The following is an 18,883-nucleotide window of genomic DNA, read 5'->3' on the forward strand; positions in this document are numbered from 1 at the left end:
TGAGGCTCGATTAAAAATGCTTCTCAAATCCTCCACGTCTTCTCGTGAAGTCATTTACTTTACGACTTGTTAATTCCTCTTGGTCGATATAAAGAACAAAATATTTATCTGGAAAGCCAAAATTTTTATTCATAATTTCATTCTTAAAAAAAGAATAACATGTATGAAATGTAGCTTCATCTTCACCATAGATCCAGTCATACCACATTTTGAAGTGGTCTCCATCCAACACAACCAAATCATGTGATTGTAATTTTTCGTCGCACCTTTTCCCCTACATAATACCACTACAAATAGTAGGAGGGGGGATGACACAATCGACCGATCGCCTCGCTTCATAACCTCAATTTTGATATTTTTATTAATGATTGTTTATTTTTTATTAAAATTTTGGTATTATGTTTATTGGAATACGAATAATTAAGGTTATTTTTTAAATTATTGTTCGGTTTTATAACACTTTATACATTGATGCAGAAATTACACTTACTACAAATGAAGTGTTGATGTATGGGAATGGAGCTAAGATGAAGAAGAATATTTACTTTAATCATGATGGCGGCGTTGATGATTTAATTTCGTTATTTTTGCTACTGCAAATGGACAACGTTGAGTTGACGGGTGTTTCGGTCATTCCAGCGGATTGTTACTTAGAACCAGCTATGTTTGCAAGCCGTAAAATCATTGATCGTTTCGGTAACGGCGGTTTGAATGTAGCAGAGTCCAATTCCCGTGGGAAGAATCCTTTTCCAAAGGACTGGCGCATGCATGCGTTCTATGTTGACGCACTACCGCTTCTCAATGAATCTGGTAAAGTCATTGCTCCAGTAGCGGACAAGCCGGCACATCTTCATATAATAGAAACGCTGCGTGCAACGGAAGGAAAGACGACCTTACTATTTACCGGTCCGCTTACTGACCTTGCTCGTGCATTAGATATCGATCCTACGATCGAAGAAAAAGTAGAACGCCTTGTGTGGATGGGTGGTACATTCCGTGAAGAAGGAAATGTGCATGAGCCTGAGCATGATGGAACAGCCGAGTGGAATGTATTCTGGGACCCTGAAGCAGCTGCTCGTGTATGGGAGAGCGGGATTGAGATTGATTTAGTAGCCCTAGAAAGCACTAATCAAGTACCACTTACACTAGATGTTCGTGAGCGCTGGGCTGCAGAACGCAAGCATATCGGTGTTGATTTCCTTGGCCAATGCTACGCGATGGTGCCGCCGCTTGTTCACTTCTCGACGAACTCGACATACTATCTGTGGGATGTATTGACGACAGCGTTTGTTGGCAAAAGCGATCTGGTGAAGGTGCAGACGGTTAACAGCATTGTTATTACTGAAGGTGCAAGCCAAGGCCGAACCGTTGAAACGGCTGATGGACGTCCGGTAAATGTCGTTTATGACGTGGATCGTGATGCATTCTTTGATTACATGACAGAATTGGCGAAAAAAGCAACAGAAAGGGTTTCATAATGTCAGAGAAAAAGCGAGTTATTATTGATACCGACACAGCAGGCGATGATACGATTGCCATTTTAACAGCACTTCATTATTTCCAAGTAGAAGGCATTATGATGACAGGCGGCAATGTCCAGTTCGATCAACAGGTTGAAAATGCACTCTACACCGTTCAAGTCGCAGGGAAAAGTGGACAAGTTCCTGTGTATAAAGGGCATGAGCGCCCAATGATGGGTCTCGGTCAAAAAGAGCATCGTACGGTTGAGGATGTACATGGTAAGGATGGAATGGGGGATTCGTTTTTTGAAAAAGCGATTCAGTCTTCTGAAAAAGGACATGCCGTCGATTTTCTTATCGATACCGTTCACAACAATCCTGGAGAGATCCATCTTATCGCGATTGCGCCGTTAACGAATATTGCGATGGCGATCAAGAAAGATCCGACCATTGTACCTCTAATCCCGCATCTTTATATAATGGGCGGCACGAACAATGCGTTAGGAAATATTACGCCGAGTGCGGAGTACAATTTCTACGTTGATCCGGAAGCGGCCAAAATCGTCCTTCATTCGGGCATTCCAATCACCATGGTTGGTTGGGAAATGTGTACAGAGTATTCCATTATGGACGATAACGATCATGAAGAGATCGAAGCTCTAGGGACAAAAGGCGCTAAGTTCTTCAAAGATGTCAACAAAGTTGTTATGAGATTCAACAAAACGGTACATAGACTAAACGGTACAACCCATCCGGATACGTTGCTCGCAGCCGTAGCGGCGGATGAGAAGATTATGACCAAGTCTAATCTATATCACGTTGATATTGAGACGGTTGGCGAGCTGACAAGAGGCTACAGCCTTGTAGATATTAACAATCGTTTGGAACGCACTCGTAATGTTCGCGTGTGTGAAGCGATTGATCGCAATGCTTTTAAAGAGATGCTATTTGATGTATTGAAATCTATTAACTAACGAGTAGTCGTCTTCTGAAATGGAGAGCGGCTATTTCCAGCCCTTTCACTTTTACATTCCGGGTCACTGCACATGAAGAAAGGATATGTATATGCAATTCATTTGGGGAGTTCTAGGCATCTTAGGCATTTTTTTAATAGCAGTTGCGTTTTCGAAAAACCGTAAGGCGATCAATCCGAGAACGGTCATTGGCGCGTTTGCGATTCAATTCATTTTTGCATTGATCGTATTAAAATGGGATTTTGGTAAAAAAATTCTCGAATACTTGTCATTGGTCGTTCAAAGCATCATAGATTCTACGAATGCAGGAATTCAGTTCTTGTTTGGCGGGATACTAGGTGCGGAAAACGCAGGTTTCACGTTCGCTTTACAAGTATTACCTATTATTATCTTCTTCTCTTCCTTAATATCGGTTCTTTACTATCTTGGAATTATGCAGTGGGCTACGAAAATTATTGGTGGATTTTTAGCCAAGGTGCTCAAAACGAGTGAAACGGAATCCATGTCAGCGGCTGCAAATATTTTCCTGGGTCCGACAGAAGCGCCACTGGTCATCAAGCCATACATCGAGAAAATGACCAAGTCAGAGCTGTTTGCGGTCATGGTAGGCGGACTGGCGTGCGTCTCTGGTTCTGTTCTAGGTGGATACGCTATGCTTGGTGTTCCTATTGAATATTTGCTTGCAGCAGCATTCATGGGAGCTCCGGGCGGTTTGCTAATGGCTAAATTATTGGTTCCTGAAACAGAGCATCAAATTAGAGTTGATCGTGTTGAAATGATTAAAGATACAGAGTCCAGAAATGTCATCGATTCCGCTGCTCGCGGGGCTTCGGAAGGGCTAAAAATGGCTGCCGGTGTTGGTGCACTGCTGCTGGCGTTTATATCGCTTATCTTCTTAGTAAACACGATTATTGGCTGGTTTGGCGGCATATTTGGTTTAGAAGCGCTGACGCTGGAGCAAATTTTAGGCTATCTGTTTGCGCCGATTGCCTTTATGATCGGTGTTCCATGGGATGAAGCCCTACAAGCTGGATCTTTCATCGGTCAAAAGTTTGTCCTAAACGAATTTGTAGCGTACACTTCTTTTGCACCTGAGATTGTTAATTTGTCTCCAAAAAGCGTTGTCATCATCAGTTTCGCACTTTGTGGTTTCGCCAATCTAGCTGCGATTGCATTGATCATTGGAGGTTTGGGCGGGATTGCTCCTTCAAGAAGACAAGATATCGCTGAGATGGGCTTGCGTGCGGTCATTGCAGCAACATTAGCTAACCTATTGAGCGCAGCTATTGCCGGGATGCTCTTTTAGATCAGATGATCGACTGAGAAGTATAATTGAATAGAAGTTACGAAGAAACGGCGGTGCAAGGTTCTAATCTTGCACCGCCGTTTTTTCGTTTTAATCCATAGTTTTAGTAGTTCTTTTTTACCATGATAGATTCAAGTTTCGATGTTATACTATACAATATTCAATAAAAATTTGCGAAAATATGTAAAAATGGGTCTTTTTAGGAGGATTATGGGGAAACAAAAGGGCGAAACTATTATCCTTATTCCATCGCTTGAGCCAGACGAGAGACTATTGTCCTATGTACAGGAATTGCGAGAATACGGCCTTATGAATATTGTTATTGTAGACGACGGCTCTGGTGAGGAGTACCAGTCGATTTTTAGGGAGCTCAGTGAGAACGGTTGTGTCCTGCTGCGGCATACGGAAAATCAAGGGAAGGGCGCTGCACTCAAGACTGGCTTTCAGTATATCGAACAGCAGTTTGATGAGGTTTCCTCCGTTGTAACTGCAGATTCAGACGGACAGCACGCTGCAGAGGATGTATACCGGCTTGCCAAAGAAGCGCAACGCCATCCTGACGCGCTGGTTCTAGGGGTAAGGAACTTCAGCGAGGGAGGAATACCGCCCAAGTCTTTGCTGGGCAATCGGATTACCTCCATTATTTTTGCCATGCTGTACGGCAAGAAACTGTCAGATACCCAGACAGGTCTTCGAGCCTTCGGCCCCCAGCTGCTTGCATTTATGCAAGGTGTTCGCGGCTCCCGTTTTGAATACGAGCTGCAGATGCTCATCTCCTGTATCCAGTCCGGCATACCGATTCATACCCTGCCGATTCAAGTCATTTATGAAAATGGAAATGCGGGGACTCATTTTAAAGCGATCCGGGACAGCGCCCGGGTGATGAGTGTTCTGTTCTCCAATTTCGTGCGATTTATTTCCTCTTCGATTGCCAGTGCTGCAGTTGATATAGGAATCGCATGGTTTTTGATCGACTTTTTGCGGCCGATGTTGGGCCAGCATGACTATGTAAGGATTCTATTGGCCACGGTGATTGCAAGAATCATTTCCATTATGGTCAACTATTTGCTGAATAAGCACTTTGTATTCCACAAAGAGGATACCCAGGGAAGTCTATGGCGCTATTTGACGCTATGCGCGTTCGTGATCTTGCTTTCCAGTACCGGGGTATATTTGATCCATACGATTTTCTTGATGAGTGAGAAAATAGCGAAAATCGTCTGTGATGCCTTGCTGTTCCTGCTCAGTTTTCAGATGCAGCGGCGGTGGGTATTTGCAGCAAGGAGGCAGCGGCTTTAGTGCTAAACAAAAAGCGGCAAAATGTTCTGTTTGTCGTCACGATGATCCTAATGTCTATTTATTTGCTATGGCGCATGATTTTTACGCTGCCATGGGATCAAGGTTTCTTGAACATGGTTTTCGGTATCCTGCTGATTGTGGCTGAAACGGTAACGGTGCTGACTACCTTTGAATTGTTTTTTCAGAAGATGCAAAAGGAACGTACACAGCTTAGCTTCCCAACCATTCCGCCGGAGCATTATCCAGATGTAGATGTATTCATTGCCACGCACAATGAGCCGGTCGATCTGTTGTATAAAACCGTCAATGCCTGTACGTTTATGGATTATCCGGACAAACAGAAGGTTCATATTTATTTGTGTGACGATGGAGGACGGCCTGAGGTTGAGGAGCTTGCTAGACAGTTTGGCGTCGGGTATCTTGGCTTTCCCGGAAACACGGAGGCCAAATCTGGCAACTTGAACAATGCACTGAGCAAAACTTCCTCCCCGCTCATTGCAACCTTTGATGCTGACATGATTCCCCAGCACACCTTTCTGATGAAGACCGTTCCGTATTTCCTGCTCTCCAAGTTTATAGAGGAGAATGGTCAATGGCGGCTTCGCCGAGAGGATGAATTGGATGAAAAATTTAAGCTCGGGCTGGTTCAGACCCCTCAGAGCTTCTACAATCCGGATTTATTCCAATTTAACCTTTATGCAGAGCAGGAAATTCCTAACGAGCAGGATTTCTTCTCAAGAGAGGTTAATATTTTGCGCAATGCCTCCAATGCGGTGGCTTATACAGGGAGCAACACGGTCATATCCCGGAAAGCTATGGAGGAAATCCATGGTTTTCCGCTGAAAACGATCACCGAGGATTTCGAGACGAGCGTCCGCTTGCAGCAAGCGGGCTATATTACTTATGCAACCCAGGAGGTTCAGGCCGCCGGGCTGACCACGACAACGATCCAGAGCATGATTAAGCAGCGCACCCGCTGGGCAAGGGGCATTATTCAAAGCTTGCAGAATACCCGCGCTATCTTTTCCAAGAAGCTTCCCTTCTGGACGAGAGTTACTTACTTGAGCAGCTACTTGTACTGGTGGTCCTTTTTTAATCGGTTGATTTTCATTATGGCTCCCATTTTATTTGCGCTATTTGACTTCCAAATTGTAAATACTAGCTTTTGGCAAATTTTAATATTTTGGCTTCCGTCCTATTTTTGCTACAGTATGTCGATGCGTTATCTGTCAAGCAATATTCGAAATCAGCGCTGGAGTCAAGTCATTGATACCATATTTATGCCGTATCTGATTGTGCCTGTCTTCCTTGAAACCTTGGGCATCCATGAAAGAAAATTCAAGGTTACGAACAAAAACAAGGCCGCCAGCCGAAAATGGATGTCCTCCCTGTTGTATGCAATTCCGCATATCATCCTTCTTCTTCTTTCGGTTGCAGCAGTGGTCCGGTTTGTGCATGGCAAGTACGGCTTAGCTCTGTTCTACAGCAGTATCATCATTTTTTGGCTGGTTTATAATATGATTGCATTATTTTACGCCCTATTCTTCATGATCGGCCGCCGCGCTTATCGTGAGACAGAGCGTATTCGGGCACAAGAGGATGTAACAATCCACTACAAAGCTAGCAACCTGCACAATCAGGCGAAGACCGTAGATGTATCCGAGCAAGGCATTGCCCTATATGTCCCGTATCCCATTTACTTGCCGCAACAGACTAAGATCTCTTTGGTCGTGAAAACCGAGCGCTATGAGGCGAATCTCGATGCAGTCATCGTCTATGTGAAAAAGGATGGAGAGGGCTGGCGCTATTCTGCAAAGGTTCAGCCGGTCAATGAGAGGGATAAACGCCAATATATGCAAATCATTTATGACCGAAAACACTCTTTGCCAGAGCAGATGAATCTTTGGGATACGGCTTATGACGATATGCTTCGCAATGTGAAAAAGCGTATTGTCCAACCCAGATCGGATCAGAGAAAAATGCCTCGGATCCGGCTTCAGCTTCCGATCGTTTTTACAAATGGTGCTAGCTGTACGCTACGCAGCTTCAATTACCGTTTCTTTTCCGCCTCTGGCTTCCAAGGCGATATTTCGGCAGGGGCTTTGGTTACTTTTTATACAAAAAATAATATTGAAGTCATTTTGCAGCATACAGGAAAAACTACAGCCGGTCACGAGGTCCTTCTCTCGGTTGAGAATATCGACGATATTGTGGAGCGCGGCCTTATAGATCAACTGTTGGATGATTTGATCCATCCGCATTCCGAGAGTTTCACTAGAGAGGGTTAGGAGAGATAGAGATGCTGATTATGCTTCAACTTTTGATGGGAGTTTTATTGGTATTCTCCTTTCTTGGTTACTTGCTTATTGTTCGGAAGACACTTTCACTACAATGGGAGTTCATCCCTGTATTCGTGTTCTCATCGATTGCCTGCATTGTTTTTTTTAGCGGTTTGGCAGGGCAGCTCTTTATGGGGAGCCTTGCCGTTATGGTCCTGGGCCTGCTTGCGTTTGTTGTGATCGCGTTTCTCTGGCTGCGCCAAGGGGCTTCATTCCGCATTTCCTTTTCCATATCCCAGCTTTGTTTTCTCGTAGGAAGCTTCATTTTTCTGCTGGTGCTTTTCCAGAACAAATTGACGCACTACGATAATTTTTCCCACTGGGCTATCGTTTTGAAGCAGATGTTAAGTACGGACGCCTTTCCGACGCCAGACTCCAATCTCATTGATTTTAAAAATTATCCGCTTGGCGTCTCGTCTTTTCTCTATTATGTCTGCCGTTTCGCGGGACATTCCCAATCCGTTATGCTATTGGCGCAAGGGCTGCTTATCTTTTCCTGTTTTTATGCCATGTTCGGCATCGTTTCCGAAAAGAAACGCTTTCTTCTGTATGCTTTTCTCGGACTCGGCTTATCTACGCTTTCTTTTTTCAATATTACGATCCGCATCACCAATCTGTTGGTGGACTTCTTGCTCCCGATATATGCACTAGCGATCTTGGCAGTTGTCTATCAGTATCGTAATGATATGAAGCGAGCATGCATTGTCGTTCTCCCGCTGGTGGGGTTGCTGACGGTCGTTAAAAGCACCGGCATTATTTTTGCGGCCATCGGCCTGATCTTTCTAGTGTATACATGGCTAACTCATGGGCAAAAGTCCGGTTGGAAACCTGCGCTAGCTGTGGTGGGGACGATCTGCGGCGCACTAATTCCTTACTTCGGCTGGAGCTGGCGAATGGCGACGATGTTCCAGGGGGTAGATAACAAGTTCGATGTTGCTGCCTCCGGTCTGCAGATCGGAAAGACTCCGGAGCAGATGCGTGAGATTATTTCGCTATTTCTAAGATCTAGTACCGACCTTACGACACGGCCGGTGATCGGGATTGTTATCTTTCATCTTGTAGCGATCGCAGCTTCTGTATTTGCGGTAGTTGTGTTGAAGAAGAAGTGGAACTTGTGGAAAGCACTGATTGCTCTGGATATCGTACTGTTACTGTACTATGCAGGGATTCTGGCGCTGTACCTCTACTCGATGCCGCTGGATGAGGCGATTAGGCTGGCTGGCTTTGAGCGTTATGTATCGAGCATAGTGGTGCTGTTTGCCGGCGGGCTGGTGCTGTGCGCTACGATAGACCTGGAGCGTTCATTCCACTATAAAATAGGTGAAGTGCCCGATTATCGTGCATTTAAGAGTTTCGAGACGAAAGGCTATTATCAAAAAGGAATTATAGCCTGTATAGCTATTGCTGCCACCATCCTTTTATCGGAATACAATGGTATCGTCTCGATCGCCAAAAGCTACGATACGACGCTTCCGCACAAGATTTATGCGGTTACCGGTGATCGGTGGTACAAAGGTGGCCAGGAGGATAAACACAGATATCTCTTCTACGCCTCGGACAGGGATCAGCAGGTCACGAACTATTACATGCAATACGTCGGGAAGTATTTTTTGTATGCCCCAAAAGTGGACGGGATTGTGTTGTTCTATGAGGACAACATGGACAATCTTCTGAGCGGCTACGATTATCTGGTCGTTGTGGAGACGGATTCCGACGCAAAGCGGTTGTTGAAAAAGCATTATGGCGTTGACATGCAGGAGGGTATCTACAAAATTACCCGTTCCGGGGATCAGATCGTTCTTACGCTGCAATGAGGCCATAATCGTAATGGAATCCTGTTCCGGTTTTATGGTTTTTTACCCTCCAATAAGGATTAAGTAGACCGCAGACATAGCCTGCGGTCTTTTTGCGCGCAAAAAAAGGGCTACTTGAAGGTAGATATGTCAATGAAATCATTGCAGTCAATAGGCTGGGATTCATTCTTTTTTGAACAATTGATACCGTCTAAACATAATAAGTACACACCGGCAAAGGTTGTATCTCAGCATAATGATCGGTACCATCTTGTTTCGGAGCAAGGGGATTTCACAGCGAAGGTTACAGGTAAATTTCGTTTTAAAGCAAATCACCTTAGAGATTATCCTGTAGTTGGAGATTTTGTGCTGGTAGAGCACATTGAAGAGTCAAACCATGCCTTGATTCATATGGTTCTACAAAGGAAAAATTGTTTCTCAAGGAAAGCCCCGATATCTGGGGAGAAAAATGAAGAACGGTGTTATTGAAGGTGGTATAGTTAGAAATAGTCATTCTGCTCAACAAGATTGACTTGTGCGACAAGCCCGATGAGTATTTGTCTCAGGTAAATGAAATAGCTGGTGGTTCACTTGTGTTGCCAATAAGTGCCGCTAACAAAATTGGACTTGATCCAATTTTGAATTACATGGTCGAAGGCAAAACGATTGTATTTCTCGGATCGTCAGGCGTTGGGAAATCTACCTTGCTTAATTCCCTTCTTGAACAGGAAGTGCAGACTACGAATCAGACAAGTAATTATTCTGGCAAGGGCAAGCATACAACAACTCACAGACAGTTGTTCTTTCATCACTCGGGATGTATGATCGTGGATACTCCGGGTATGAAAGAACTGCAATTGTGGGCAGAGAACGGTGATCTTGATTCGGTATTTACAGATGTCGTGGATATTGTCGCCCAATGTAAATTTTCGAATTGTACTCACAGAACAGAGCCGGATTGTGCGCTTCAATCAGCTATTGATAGTGGAGTGATATCACGGGAGCGTTATGAACGCTATCTAACTCAGCTAAAGGAATTGAGCCGATTGAAGGAAAAGAAAAAAGAATACATGCAGAAGTATAGCAAGAGAAGTAAGCGCTGAACCTGATAAATATGATGGAAGCTTATGAAAAATTGGAATTACGATGATTGAGAGAGAAATTGTCAAAGAGTTTAATAGAAGATTCCATTTATTTTGGCAAGGAACTCTAGGGCAATTGATGAAAACGACTCCTGTATAGGGAGTCGTTTTCAGGTATAGGTCGAATAAACTCCACCACCGATCTGCCCGTTATTGAGCTACATGAATGACTTTGTCAATTAGCCCGTATGCCTTTGCTTCGTGGGCGTCCATAAAGTTATCTCTGTCGGTATCTCTTTCAATTTTCTCAAGTGCTTGACCCGTTTGTTGAGCCAATATGTGGTTAATCTTACTTCTCAATCGAATAATGCGTTTGGCGCTTATTTCTATATCCGTTGCTTGACCTCGTGCTCCGCCGAGAGGTTGGTGAATCATGACTTCACTATTAGGAAGTGCAAGCCGTTTTCCTTTTGCTCCGTTTGCCAATAAAAAAGCACCCATTGAAGCCGCCATACCAACACATAGAGTTGTTACGTCAGCTTTCACTAACTGCATTGCATCATAAATCCCCATACCTGCTGTAATTGAGCCGCCTGGCGAGTTAATATACATGTTTATATCCTTCTCCGAATCAGTAGCATCTAAATAAAGAAGCTGTGCTATAACGCTGTTTGCAACCTCGTCAGTAATTTCGCCGGAAACAAATAGGATTCGGTCTTGCAAGAGCCTTGAGTAAATATCGTAGGCTCTTTCGCCCCTAGAGGATTGTTCGACAACGTAAGGAATTAGATTCATAGTTACGCTCCCATCCTTTTCAGTAATCGACACGGTATTTCTTTTCTAAGTATGAAAACTCATTATCCCTTGTTTCCAAAACCTTTGGTTGAATGAATACGATATTTGTTTCTTCACTGTTGGATGGGATATTGGTATTACTTAATTCCTTAATTCGTTCTACAACTTGTTCGTCAATCTTGACCAGATCCATTTCATTTTCATTCACTAATTGAATTGGAATTTTCTTGCATACCGAGGTTTCGCGTGAAAACAAGGTCACAGAAATTGTCACTTCACCACATGCAATTGCGTCTTGGGTGAAGATTTCTATCATAACCTCTTTGTCCTGTACATCAAGGACAATTTGTTCTTGTTCATTCTCAACATAACCATTGAGGTTACGTGAGCGATAAACGCCATTCGGAAGCTGGATGTCGAGTTCCGATTTTTGAGATTCAACTTTGTCATCTCGAAGTATCTGTATCCATAAATGATTCATTCCTTCTTCGTTCTCCATCAATGACTTGGCTAATTTAATTTCAAGTATCATTGATTTTCACCCCTCAATGCCTGAGATACCGAATCAATAACTTTTTGTTTTAACTCTGCAGAAATCCGAGGGCTTATCGTTATTATGACATCATCCGTTATTTTCAGTGTTTCGTTTTCAATAATTCGGCTAGGTTCATACAGTGTCATTTGCTGACTGATTTTTTCAATATCCTCCAAGGAAAGCTTCTTCAATGTTTCCTGAATGGAGGCCAATGTTTCGCCAGTTCTTGATAAGGTGATAATAGCTCGAAAGTAGTGAATGTGATTATCCGTGTAGACCCTCTTATTACCGACTAATTCAAGGGGCGGTACCATACCAATCTGCGTGTAATACCTTACCGTTCGCAAATTCATGCGTGGGTCGTCTTGTTGGAGAACTTCTGCTATTTGTTTAGCGGTATAGCTATTCATGACACACCTCCAATTACACTTAACTGTTACTGTTACACTATAGTGTATTGTTTACAGTTTACTGTAACGTTATTCGATTGTCAATTTAGTGTGCATTGATTACAATTACAACTCAATAAAAAAGCCCACCCTAAGGTGAGCTGTGAAATCGTACCGAGAGGTAGATGAACAATAATTAGCGAATACTGCCACATCGAAGGACTGTCTATTTACGCAACTCATACATGTGGAGTGCTGTGTGTCGCTGGTGAGAACGTAGTGATTTAGAGCCACATTTACCAAGGGATTGCCCGAGCTGCTAATCAGCTTGGGCATTAGAAAATACTACCTCAATCCAAGTAAGTAGTTCAAGTTGTCGGGTTTAAAAAAGGAGTATGTCGGAAAATGTCGAAGTTACAGTGTAGGTACATGTTAGTATATTCTGTAATTGCAGAGGCGAAGTCCACAGCAAGAGTTTAGATTTATGCAAAATGCTTATGTTAGAAAACAGTTAAACCTATTTGAAGGGGAAGGTTAAATAACGTATTAGAGAGGAAGTATAAGTATGACGCTAGCTCCGGATAAAAATAAGCTTTATCCAAATGAAAATATTAGAACAGTTTGTTACATTAAAAATTTACCAAGTAGACCAAACGTTGAGATTGGCGATTATACATATTACAGTGACAATACAACCTCACCAGAGAATTTCTATGACAATATTCAGCATCATTATGACTTTTTAGGCGATAAACTGATTATCGGTAAGTTCTGTGCCATGGCTGAAGGGGTTAATTTTATTATGAATGGTGCTAATCATCAGATGGATGGTTTTACAACATATCCCTTCAATATTTTTGCTGGAGGCTGGGAAAAGGTCACTCCAACGAAAGAACAATTGCCTTTCAAAGGCGATACTTTGATTGGTAATGATGTATGGCTGGGACAACATGTCACGATTATGCCGGGGGTAAGAGTTGGCGACGGGGCAATTGTTGCTGCGAACTCAACTGTTGTGAAAAACGTTGAACCATATACAATTGTTGGTGGCAATCCTGCAAATGCTATTAAGAAGCGTTTCAGTGATGAGACGATTAAATTATTGTTGGAGCTTCAATGGTGGAACTGGGATGAGAAAAAAATATTTGAAAATCTTGAGCAACTAGTTTCGAGTAACGATATTTCCACATTAAAGAAGCTATTGAATGAGGAATAATATAATTAATAGTAGGTCACGCTCTTGCAAATGGGCTTATTTTTAATATCCCATTGACCGTCTCAACACATGTGGAGTGTTTGCTCATTGTTACTTAAGAAAGACTAATAGTTGAGATGTATTGGCGGTTATAGCAAAGAGGGGACACAAAACCCCTCTTTTTGTTGGGTCTATTATCGTTTTATGTTGATTTAGGGAACTGACCCCTACAAGTTATTATGATGTTATAAGTTCTTGTCCTCAAAATACTCTTGATATTGGCTTGGCGTAACGTGGGCGTACTTTTTGAAGATACTAATAAAATACTTGTAGTCACTAAAGCCGATATCTTGAGCGATTGTATATACTTTGTTATCCTTTGATTTCAGTAAATCTATCGATTTTTGGATGCGATAGCGGTTGAGAAACTCATTGAACGTATAGCTTGTCTCTGCCTTGAATTTTTGGTTCAAGTAATAGGCGCTTAAGCCAAGCTCCTCAACGAGGTCATGGATGCTGACTTTCTTTGCATAGTTCTCCTGTACATAGGCGATCATTTTGGATACGTATTTAGATGTTTTTGTTTCTTTCTCTAAAAATTTGCTGTTTATAATTTCTTCTTTTTCTTGCGGATGATTAGAGATGATTTCATATTTGCGTATTAAATCCACTTTTGCTTTGGCAGATTCCAGTGCTGTAACCAACTGATCATCCTCTAATGGCTTCACTAAAAACTCAGTTACGCCTAACTGGAGTGCTTGCTTGGCAAGATGAAATTCATTATAGCCGGAAATAATAATGCTGCTGAAGGTATGCATCTGCAGCCCCTCTCGAATCATCGAGATGCCATCCATAATCGGCATGTTGATATCCGATATGACAATATCCGGTTTAAGCTCGCAGATTTTCTCATAGCCATCTTGCCCGTTAAGCGCTTCTTCAATGACGATACAATCGTATTTAAGCCAATCAATGCTGAATCGTATCCCCCTGCGAATCATATCTTCATCTTCAACAAGCAGAACTTTAAACATGATGTCCACTCCATTCGTAAGGAATTGTAAGTGTCACACAGGTGCCTTTTCCTTGCGTGCTGTCAATGTGGATGCCGGATTCTTCACCATATAGAAGCACTAAACGACGATGAACGTTGTATAGCCCGATATGCTGTGTAACGTTTGTCTGACTTTGCAAAATCTGATTAACTTCCTGCAACGTTTCTTCACTCATGCCTGGCCCGTTGTCGAGAACCTCCAGAATCAGCTTTCCTGTGGATGTGTAGATCCTAATCTCAATAAGCACATTGGTTTGATTTCGATAGCCATACTTGATAGCGTTTTCGATAATCGGTTGAAGCAGAAGCTTAGGGACATATACATCTTGGGTTTCCTCCGCTACTGAAATCCGATACTCCAGTCGTTCATTGAAACGAATTTGCTGCAACTTCAGGTAATCACGTACATAATTCATATCATCTTTCAGCTGAACACTGCGATCATGTCCGATGCTGTATCTAAGTAGTCTGGATAGAATCATGACGATTTCCTGCGCTTGATTCGCGTCAATCTTAATTGCATAGCGCAGTGTTTCCAGTACATTGAATATAAAATGCGGATGGAACTGTGATTGCAGCTGCTTAATCTCAATAATGGTGCGGAGCTCTAACAGCTCTTTATTTTTCTCCATCAGATCCTTTAATCGATCAAGCATCACATTGTACTCATCACCTAGAATTTCAAACTCGTCATTCGTCTGAATATCGACATAGCCATTGAAATTCCCTTCGCGCAGCTGTGCCAACGCATGAATTAATTTATCGATCGATTCGGAATTGCGCGTGGACATTTTGTTCGCCAGGAACTGAATCATGATCCATAGCAGTAGGCTGGCAGCAATAACAAAGAAAGACACCGTATAGTAGGTGTATTGCTCTGATTTGTAGGAATTGAGCGCGATGACTTGAATAGGCGTGTCAGGTATTCGCTTGGAATACATGTAGTACTTGCCATCGTTCAACAGAACATGCCCCTGCTTATCAAGCTTAGGGCTGAATTTGTTCAGAACACCTTTGGTAACATTGCTAGTTGTGGCAATAATGGTGTTATGTTCATCGGTGATCATGGCGATCTCATTATTTTGTTCAAAAATAACTTTCTGGATGTCTGATTCGTACAGTTGGTAGATGATATAACCTATCGTCTGCTTGTCCTTTACGATGGCTTTGCCAAACGTATAGCTCGTATCGCGATCATGCGAATAACGGAAGCTATTCATTTCGGTCAGCGTGTCGCTTGGCCTCTGATCAATCCGATTAATAAGATTGCCAAAAGCAAAGTTGGAATACAGTTCATCTGGCGGAGCGGAACTAGCCAGGAAGATGCCTTCCGTATTGACGATATGGAAAATACTCTTGACCTTCTGATGATTGTTGAAATCATAAAACTGGGAATACACTTTATCACTGCCCAAATGTGTGCTCACATAGTTCATAACAGTAGGGGAGACGGCCATCTGATTAATCTCTTCGTAGTATTGCTGAAATACGCCTGCCATGGACTGACTAATGGATTGGGCAGCTTCGGTTGTTTTTTGGGTCAGGTTCATTCTGCCATTAATAATGGTGAAGGCCAAGAACAGTACGATTAAAATGGAAAACGGGATAATCGTATATATTCGAAATAAGTGACGGGTTGATTCCTTGAAATTACGCTTTTTTTTATGTTCCATGTTGCCCTCCACTTACGATAAGCCTTTCATTATACATTATACTTACTCGTTGTTCATAGCAGATAATCCAAATACATCCAAGCCGGTCCTCAATGCTGCAGGTACCGACTTGGATGTAAATGAATCTATTAACTTCGAGAGTGAACGCAAGATTCGATGCCGAGTTACTTTCTGTATTACTTCGTGATCAAAAGCGGACTTTTTGAACTACCTCTCTTAAAGTGAAACTTCTTTCTGTCCAGAGAGCTTCAGGAAGACGAGCAGCGACACTACCGTAATTAGGGTAAGGATCGTGGACAGTGCTGCCGCAACGCCATAGTTCCCGCGAATGACCTCGGTATAAATGGCAACCGTTACGGTCTTCGTCTTGCCTGTATACAAGATGATCGAAGTACTTAATTCTGTAATGATGGTAATCCAGCTCAAGATCGCACCGGAGACTACGCCTGCAAGCATCATCGGAAGTGTAATCTTGAAGAACGTCTTCATCTGGGAAGCTCCCAGGCTGATCGCTGCTTCTTCAATACCATCGTTAATCTGATGCAGAATGGCTGCACTCGATCGAATCGTATAAGGCAGACGCCGAATGACAAACGAGATGATCATGATTAAGGCTGTTCCGCTCAGTGCCAGCGGCTTATTGTTAAACGTGATCAATAAGGCAATCCCTAGAATGGAGCCGGGAACGATATAAGGGAACATCGTGAAAATATCAAGCGTGTTCGTTAAAGCATTCTTTCTTCGAACGGTTACATAAGCGATCAGAATCGCTAACAGGATAATGACGACAAGCGACACGATTGCCAGGAAGAACGTGTTCGTAATGACGCCTCCAATATTATTGAAAGCATCCCGATAGCTTTGGAGCGAGAACCCTTTTACAAAGATTCTGCCGTTCGATTTCAGGAAAGAAGTATAGATGACATATAGTTGCGGCAACAGCGCAATTAAAGTATACAGATAGATGACGGCATGAGCCGTAATGTTGCCGAGTCCCTTTTTCTTCTTGGATTCAATTGGATGTAGCGCACTCATCGTAAAGGATTTACGATTGGATACGAATTTTTGAAGCAGGAAGATCGTTGTTGCAAACAGAACGACAATGACACTGATCGCAGCAGCGAAGCCATCATCGCCGCCGACCTCACTGATAAACTCGTTAAAGATCAGTACAGGGACTGTCTTGTACCCTTCACCAATCAGCATCGGTGTACCAAAATCAGCGAGTGCACGCATGAATACGAGCAGGCCGCCTGCAAGCAAGGTTGGCGTAATGAGCGGGAGCAGCACTTTACGCATTTTGCTGAGGCCCTTATAACCCATGCTTTCTGCAGCTTCCATTAGCGATTGGTCCACATTCTTAAGTGCCCCCGATACATACATGAAGATAAGAGGGACCATCTGCAAGGTTAAGACCACTACTATACCTGTAAAACCGTATATATCAGGCATCGTAATTCCAAATGTGTTACTAACGAATTTGGTAATGACGCCGCTTCTTCCTAACAACAGGATCCAGGAGTAAGCTCCAATGAATGGGGCCGACATCGACGAGATCAGAATCAACACTCGAATGGTTGAATTGCCTTTAATCTTAACCGTTGCCATGATATAGGCCAGCGGCGTTGCGATGATGGCAGCAAGTAATGTTACGCTGACGGTTACTTTAACACTGTTGAACAGGGCATTTAAATAATAGGGTTTACTGAAAAACTTTGTGAAATAGGCGAATGAAAAGTCGCCTGTCGTGCCGTTGTATACGCTTTTGAACAACATCGTAAATAAAGGCAGGGCCAGAAAAAGAATGTAGAAAGCGAAGATCAGTAACGAAATGTTGGTCCAGACATCAAATCGTTTGCGCGTCCCCCTCATAGTTGACCGCCCCTTGTATAGTTCAATTCACCTGCAGCATCATAAACATTAATCTTCTCTTTTTTCACCTTCAGATAAATGACTTCACCAGGTTCAAGTATTTGTGTAGATTTCGATTCCTGTGTGATTTCAACCCGTTGACCGGACTCCAAATCCACAAAATAATGGGTGTTCTGTCCTAAGAATACGCTGTGTACAATAGTCGCTTTCAGGCCTGTTTGATCCTCGGTCATGATGAACTCTTCAGGGCGAACCGAAATTTTAACGTTAAGAGTATTCTGCGCATTCGATGTCGGCACTTGAATGTTAGAGATTTCTTCCGAATAGCCTGAACCGATCTGCAGGTTATAGCTGCTTGCTTCTCGCGTTAAGCTTCCTTCGATAATGTTAGTACGGCCGATAAAGGTAGCAACGAAAACATTCGCAGGACGTTGATAAATTTCTTGTGGCGTACCGAGATGCTGAATCACGCCTGATTTCATGACTGCAATTCGATCGGATACAGCCATAGCTTCTTCCTGATCGTGCGTTACGTAGACGGTTGTAATCCCGACTTCTCTTTGAATGTCTTTAATCGCGTTCCGCATGTCGACACGAAGCTTGGCATCTAGGTTGGATAGAGGTTCGTCCATCAGCAGCACATCTGGCCGTATGACGATCGCTCTGGCTAATGCAACGCGCTGTTGTTGACCACCGGACAGATTCTTCGGCATGCGATCTTTGTATTGTTCGATTTGAACGACCTTCAAGATGTCATCTACTTTGGAGCTGATTTCAGCTTTGGATAATTTCCGATTCTCAAGTCCGAACGAGATATTTCCTTTAACCGTAAGGTGAGGGAAGATGGCATAGCTCTGAAACACCATCCCGATGTTTCGCTTACCTGGTTCGACCTGATTAATGACACGCTCATTAAAGTTAATCGTTCCGCCTTCAATGCTATTAAAGCCAGCAATCATGCGCAGAAGTGTTGTTTTGCCGCACCCGGAAGGACCGAGAAGGGTGAAGAATTCACCCTTCTTAATCTCCAGGGACAACTCAGGAATGACGGTTGCATCACCATATTTTTTTACTAAATCTTTAATGGTTATTGTTACGCTCATAGTTGTCACCTATT

15 protein-coding genes are annotated in these 18,883 nt (G+C 43.0%); 8 read left to right on the top strand and 7 right to left on the bottom strand.

What is annotated here, in order from left to right; genetic code table 11:
- The first annotated feature begins 527 nt into the window (after positions 1–527).
- The 7 genes from MNQ98_RS05050 to rsgA all read left to right on the top strand — a co-directional run bounded on the left by MNQ98_RS05050 (position 528) and on the right by rsgA (position 10,274).
- Positions 528–1,478 carry a nucleoside hydrolase gene (locus MNQ98_RS05050; protein WP_241932198.1) on the top strand — a complete coding sequence of 317 codons (951 nt, stop codon included), beginning with the start codon at positions 528–530 and terminating at the stop codon, positions 1,476–1,478.
- Positions 1,478–2,434 (top strand): nucleoside hydrolase, encoded by a 957-nt coding sequence (locus MNQ98_RS05055; RefSeq protein ID WP_241932199.1) that lies wholly within the window; start codon positions 1,478–1,480, stop codon positions 2,432–2,434. The genes MNQ98_RS05050 and MNQ98_RS05055 overlap by 1 nt, the downstream gene beginning before the upstream one ends.
- Before the next feature lie 91 nt (positions 2,435–2,525).
- Positions 2,526–3,740, top strand: coding sequence for a NupC/NupG family nucleoside CNT transporter (locus tag MNQ98_RS05060; protein ID WP_241932200.1), 1,215 nt, complete (start codon positions 2,526–2,528; stop codon positions 3,738–3,740).
- A 210-nt stretch (positions 3,741–3,950) separates the two neighbouring features.
- The gene (locus MNQ98_RS05065; protein WP_241932201.1) at positions 3,951–5,039 is read left to right on the top strand and encodes a bifunctional glycosyltransferase family 2/GtrA family protein; all 1,089 of its coding nucleotides are present in this window, start codon (positions 3,951–3,953) and stop codon (positions 5,037–5,039) included.
- Positions 5,039–7,327 carry a glycosyltransferase family 2 protein gene (locus MNQ98_RS05070; RefSeq protein ID WP_241932202.1) on the top strand — a complete coding sequence of 763 codons (2,289 nt, stop codon included), beginning with the start codon at positions 5,039–5,041 and terminating at the stop codon, positions 7,325–7,327. Before MNQ98_RS05065 ends, MNQ98_RS05070 begins: the two co-directional genes overlap by 1 nt.
- A gap of 11 nt (positions 7,328–7,338) precedes the next feature.
- Entirely contained in the window at positions 7,339–9,192 is a 1,854-nt protein-coding gene (locus MNQ98_RS05075; RefSeq protein ID WP_241932203.1) for a hypothetical protein, read from the top strand.
- Positions 9,193–9,728: 536 nt separating this feature from the next.
- A complete protein-coding gene (gene rsgA, locus MNQ98_RS05080; protein WP_241932204.1) occupies positions 9,729–10,274 on the top strand; it encodes a ribosome small subunit-dependent GTPase A in 546 nt (181 codons plus the stop codon).
- 189 nt (positions 10,275–10,463) lie between these two features.
- Here the strand turns inward: rsgA and clpP are convergent, their stop codons facing one another.
- From clpP to MNQ98_RS05095, 3 genes are read right to left on the bottom strand one after another with little or no spacing between them, the layout of a single operon-like run.
- Positions 10,464–11,048, bottom strand: a complete 585-nt coding sequence (clpP, locus tag MNQ98_RS05085; protein WP_241932205.1) for an ATP-dependent Clp endopeptidase proteolytic subunit ClpP — start codon at positions 11,046–11,048, stop codon at positions 10,464–10,466.
- Between the two features lie 19 nt (positions 11,049–11,067).
- Complete coding sequence (locus tag MNQ98_RS05090; RefSeq protein WP_241932206.1) at positions 11,068–11,580, bottom strand: hypothetical protein; 513 nt, start codon at positions 11,578–11,580, stop codon at positions 11,068–11,070.
- Positions 11,577–11,993, bottom strand: a complete 417-nt coding sequence (locus MNQ98_RS05095; protein WP_208915691.1) for a MerR family transcriptional regulator — start codon at positions 11,991–11,993, stop codon at positions 11,577–11,579. The genes MNQ98_RS05090 and MNQ98_RS05095 overlap by 4 nt, the downstream gene beginning before the upstream one ends.
- Positions 11,994–12,537: 544 nt before the next feature.
- On the opposite strand from MNQ98_RS05095, the gene MNQ98_RS05100 reads away from it, so the two are divergent.
- Positions 12,538–13,188 (top strand): Vat family streptogramin A O-acetyltransferase, encoded by a 651-nt coding sequence (locus MNQ98_RS05100; RefSeq protein WP_241932207.1) that lies wholly within the window; start codon positions 12,538–12,540, stop codon positions 13,186–13,188.
- 224 nt (positions 13,189–13,412) lie between these two features.
- On the opposite strand, the gene MNQ98_RS05105 is transcribed toward MNQ98_RS05100, so the two are convergent.
- From MNQ98_RS05105 to MNQ98_RS05120, 4 genes are all read right to left on the bottom strand, one after another.
- Positions 13,413–14,201, bottom strand: a complete 789-nt coding sequence (locus tag MNQ98_RS05105; protein WP_241932208.1) for a response regulator transcription factor — start codon at positions 14,199–14,201, stop codon at positions 13,413–13,415.
- On the bottom strand, positions 14,194–15,894 hold the full coding sequence (locus tag MNQ98_RS05110) for a sensor histidine kinase (protein WP_241932209.1): 1,701 nt from the start codon (positions 15,892–15,894) through the stop codon (positions 14,194–14,196). The genes MNQ98_RS05105 and MNQ98_RS05110 overlap by 8 nt, the downstream gene beginning before the upstream one ends.
- 216 nt (positions 15,895–16,110) lie before the next feature.
- On the bottom strand, positions 16,111–17,766 hold the full coding sequence (locus MNQ98_RS05115; protein WP_241932210.1) for an ABC transporter permease: 1,656 nt from the start codon (positions 17,764–17,766) through the stop codon (positions 16,111–16,113).
- On the bottom strand, positions 17,763–18,869 hold the full coding sequence (locus tag MNQ98_RS05120) for an ABC transporter ATP-binding protein (RefSeq protein WP_241932211.1): 1,107 nt from the start codon (positions 18,867–18,869) through the stop codon (positions 17,763–17,765). Before MNQ98_RS05120 ends, MNQ98_RS05115 begins: the two co-directional genes overlap by 4 nt.
- Positions 18,870–18,883: the final 14 nt, after the last annotated feature.

It is taken from the genome of Paenibacillus sp. N3/727, assembly GCF_022637315.1.
Classification (GTDB): domain Bacteria; phylum Bacillota; class Bacilli; order Paenibacillales; family Paenibacillaceae; genus Paenibacillus_AQ; species Paenibacillus_AQ uliginis.

What these genes read in the sequence shown, in the direction of transcription:
- MNQ98_RS05050 (WP_241932198.1), top strand. Translation starts at nt 528, where the DNA reads ATGAAGAAGAATATTTACTTTAATCATGATGGCGGCGTTGATGATTTA.
- MNQ98_RS05055 (WP_241932199.1), top strand. Translation starts at nt 1,478, where the DNA reads ATGTCAGAGAAAAAGCGAGTTATTATTGATACCGACACAGCAGGCGAT.
- MNQ98_RS05060 (WP_241932200.1), top strand. Translation starts at nt 2,526, where the DNA reads ATGCAATTCATTTGGGGAGTTCTAGGCATCTTAGGCATTTTTTTAATA.
- MNQ98_RS05065 (WP_241932201.1), top strand. Translation starts at nt 3,951, where the DNA reads ATGGGGAAACAAAAGGGCGAAACTATTATCCTTATTCCATCGCTTGAG.
- MNQ98_RS05075 (WP_241932203.1), top strand. Translation starts at nt 7,339, where the DNA reads ATGCTGATTATGCTTCAACTTTTGATGGGAGTTTTATTGGTATTCTCC.
- clpP (WP_241932205.1), bottom strand. Translation starts at nt 11,048, where the DNA reads ATGAATCTAATTCCTTACGTTGTCGAACAATCCTCTAGGGGCGAAAGA.
- MNQ98_RS05090 (WP_241932206.1), bottom strand. Translation starts at nt 11,580, where the DNA reads ATGATACTTGAAATTAAATTAGCCAAGTCATTGATGGAGAACGAAGAA.
- MNQ98_RS05095 (WP_208915691.1), bottom strand. Translation starts at nt 11,993, where the DNA reads ATGAATAGCTATACCGCTAAACAAATAGCAGAAGTTCTCCAACAAGAC.
- MNQ98_RS05100 (WP_241932207.1), top strand. Translation starts at nt 12,538, where the DNA reads ATGACGCTAGCTCCGGATAAAAATAAGCTTTATCCAAATGAAAATATT.
- MNQ98_RS05105 (WP_241932208.1), bottom strand. Translation starts at nt 14,201, where the DNA reads ATGTTTAAAGTTCTGCTTGTTGAAGATGAAGATATGATTCGCAGGGGG.
- MNQ98_RS05110 (WP_241932209.1), bottom strand. Translation starts at nt 15,894, where the DNA reads ATGGAACATAAAAAAAAGCGTAATTTCAAGGAATCAACCCGTCACTTA.
- MNQ98_RS05115 (WP_241932210.1), bottom strand. Translation starts at nt 17,766, where the DNA reads ATGAGGGGGACGCGCAAACGATTTGATGTCTGGACCAACATTTCGTTA.
- MNQ98_RS05120 (WP_241932211.1), bottom strand. Translation starts at nt 18,869, where the DNA reads ATGAGCGTAACAATAACCATTAAAGATTTAGTAAAAAAATATGGTGAT.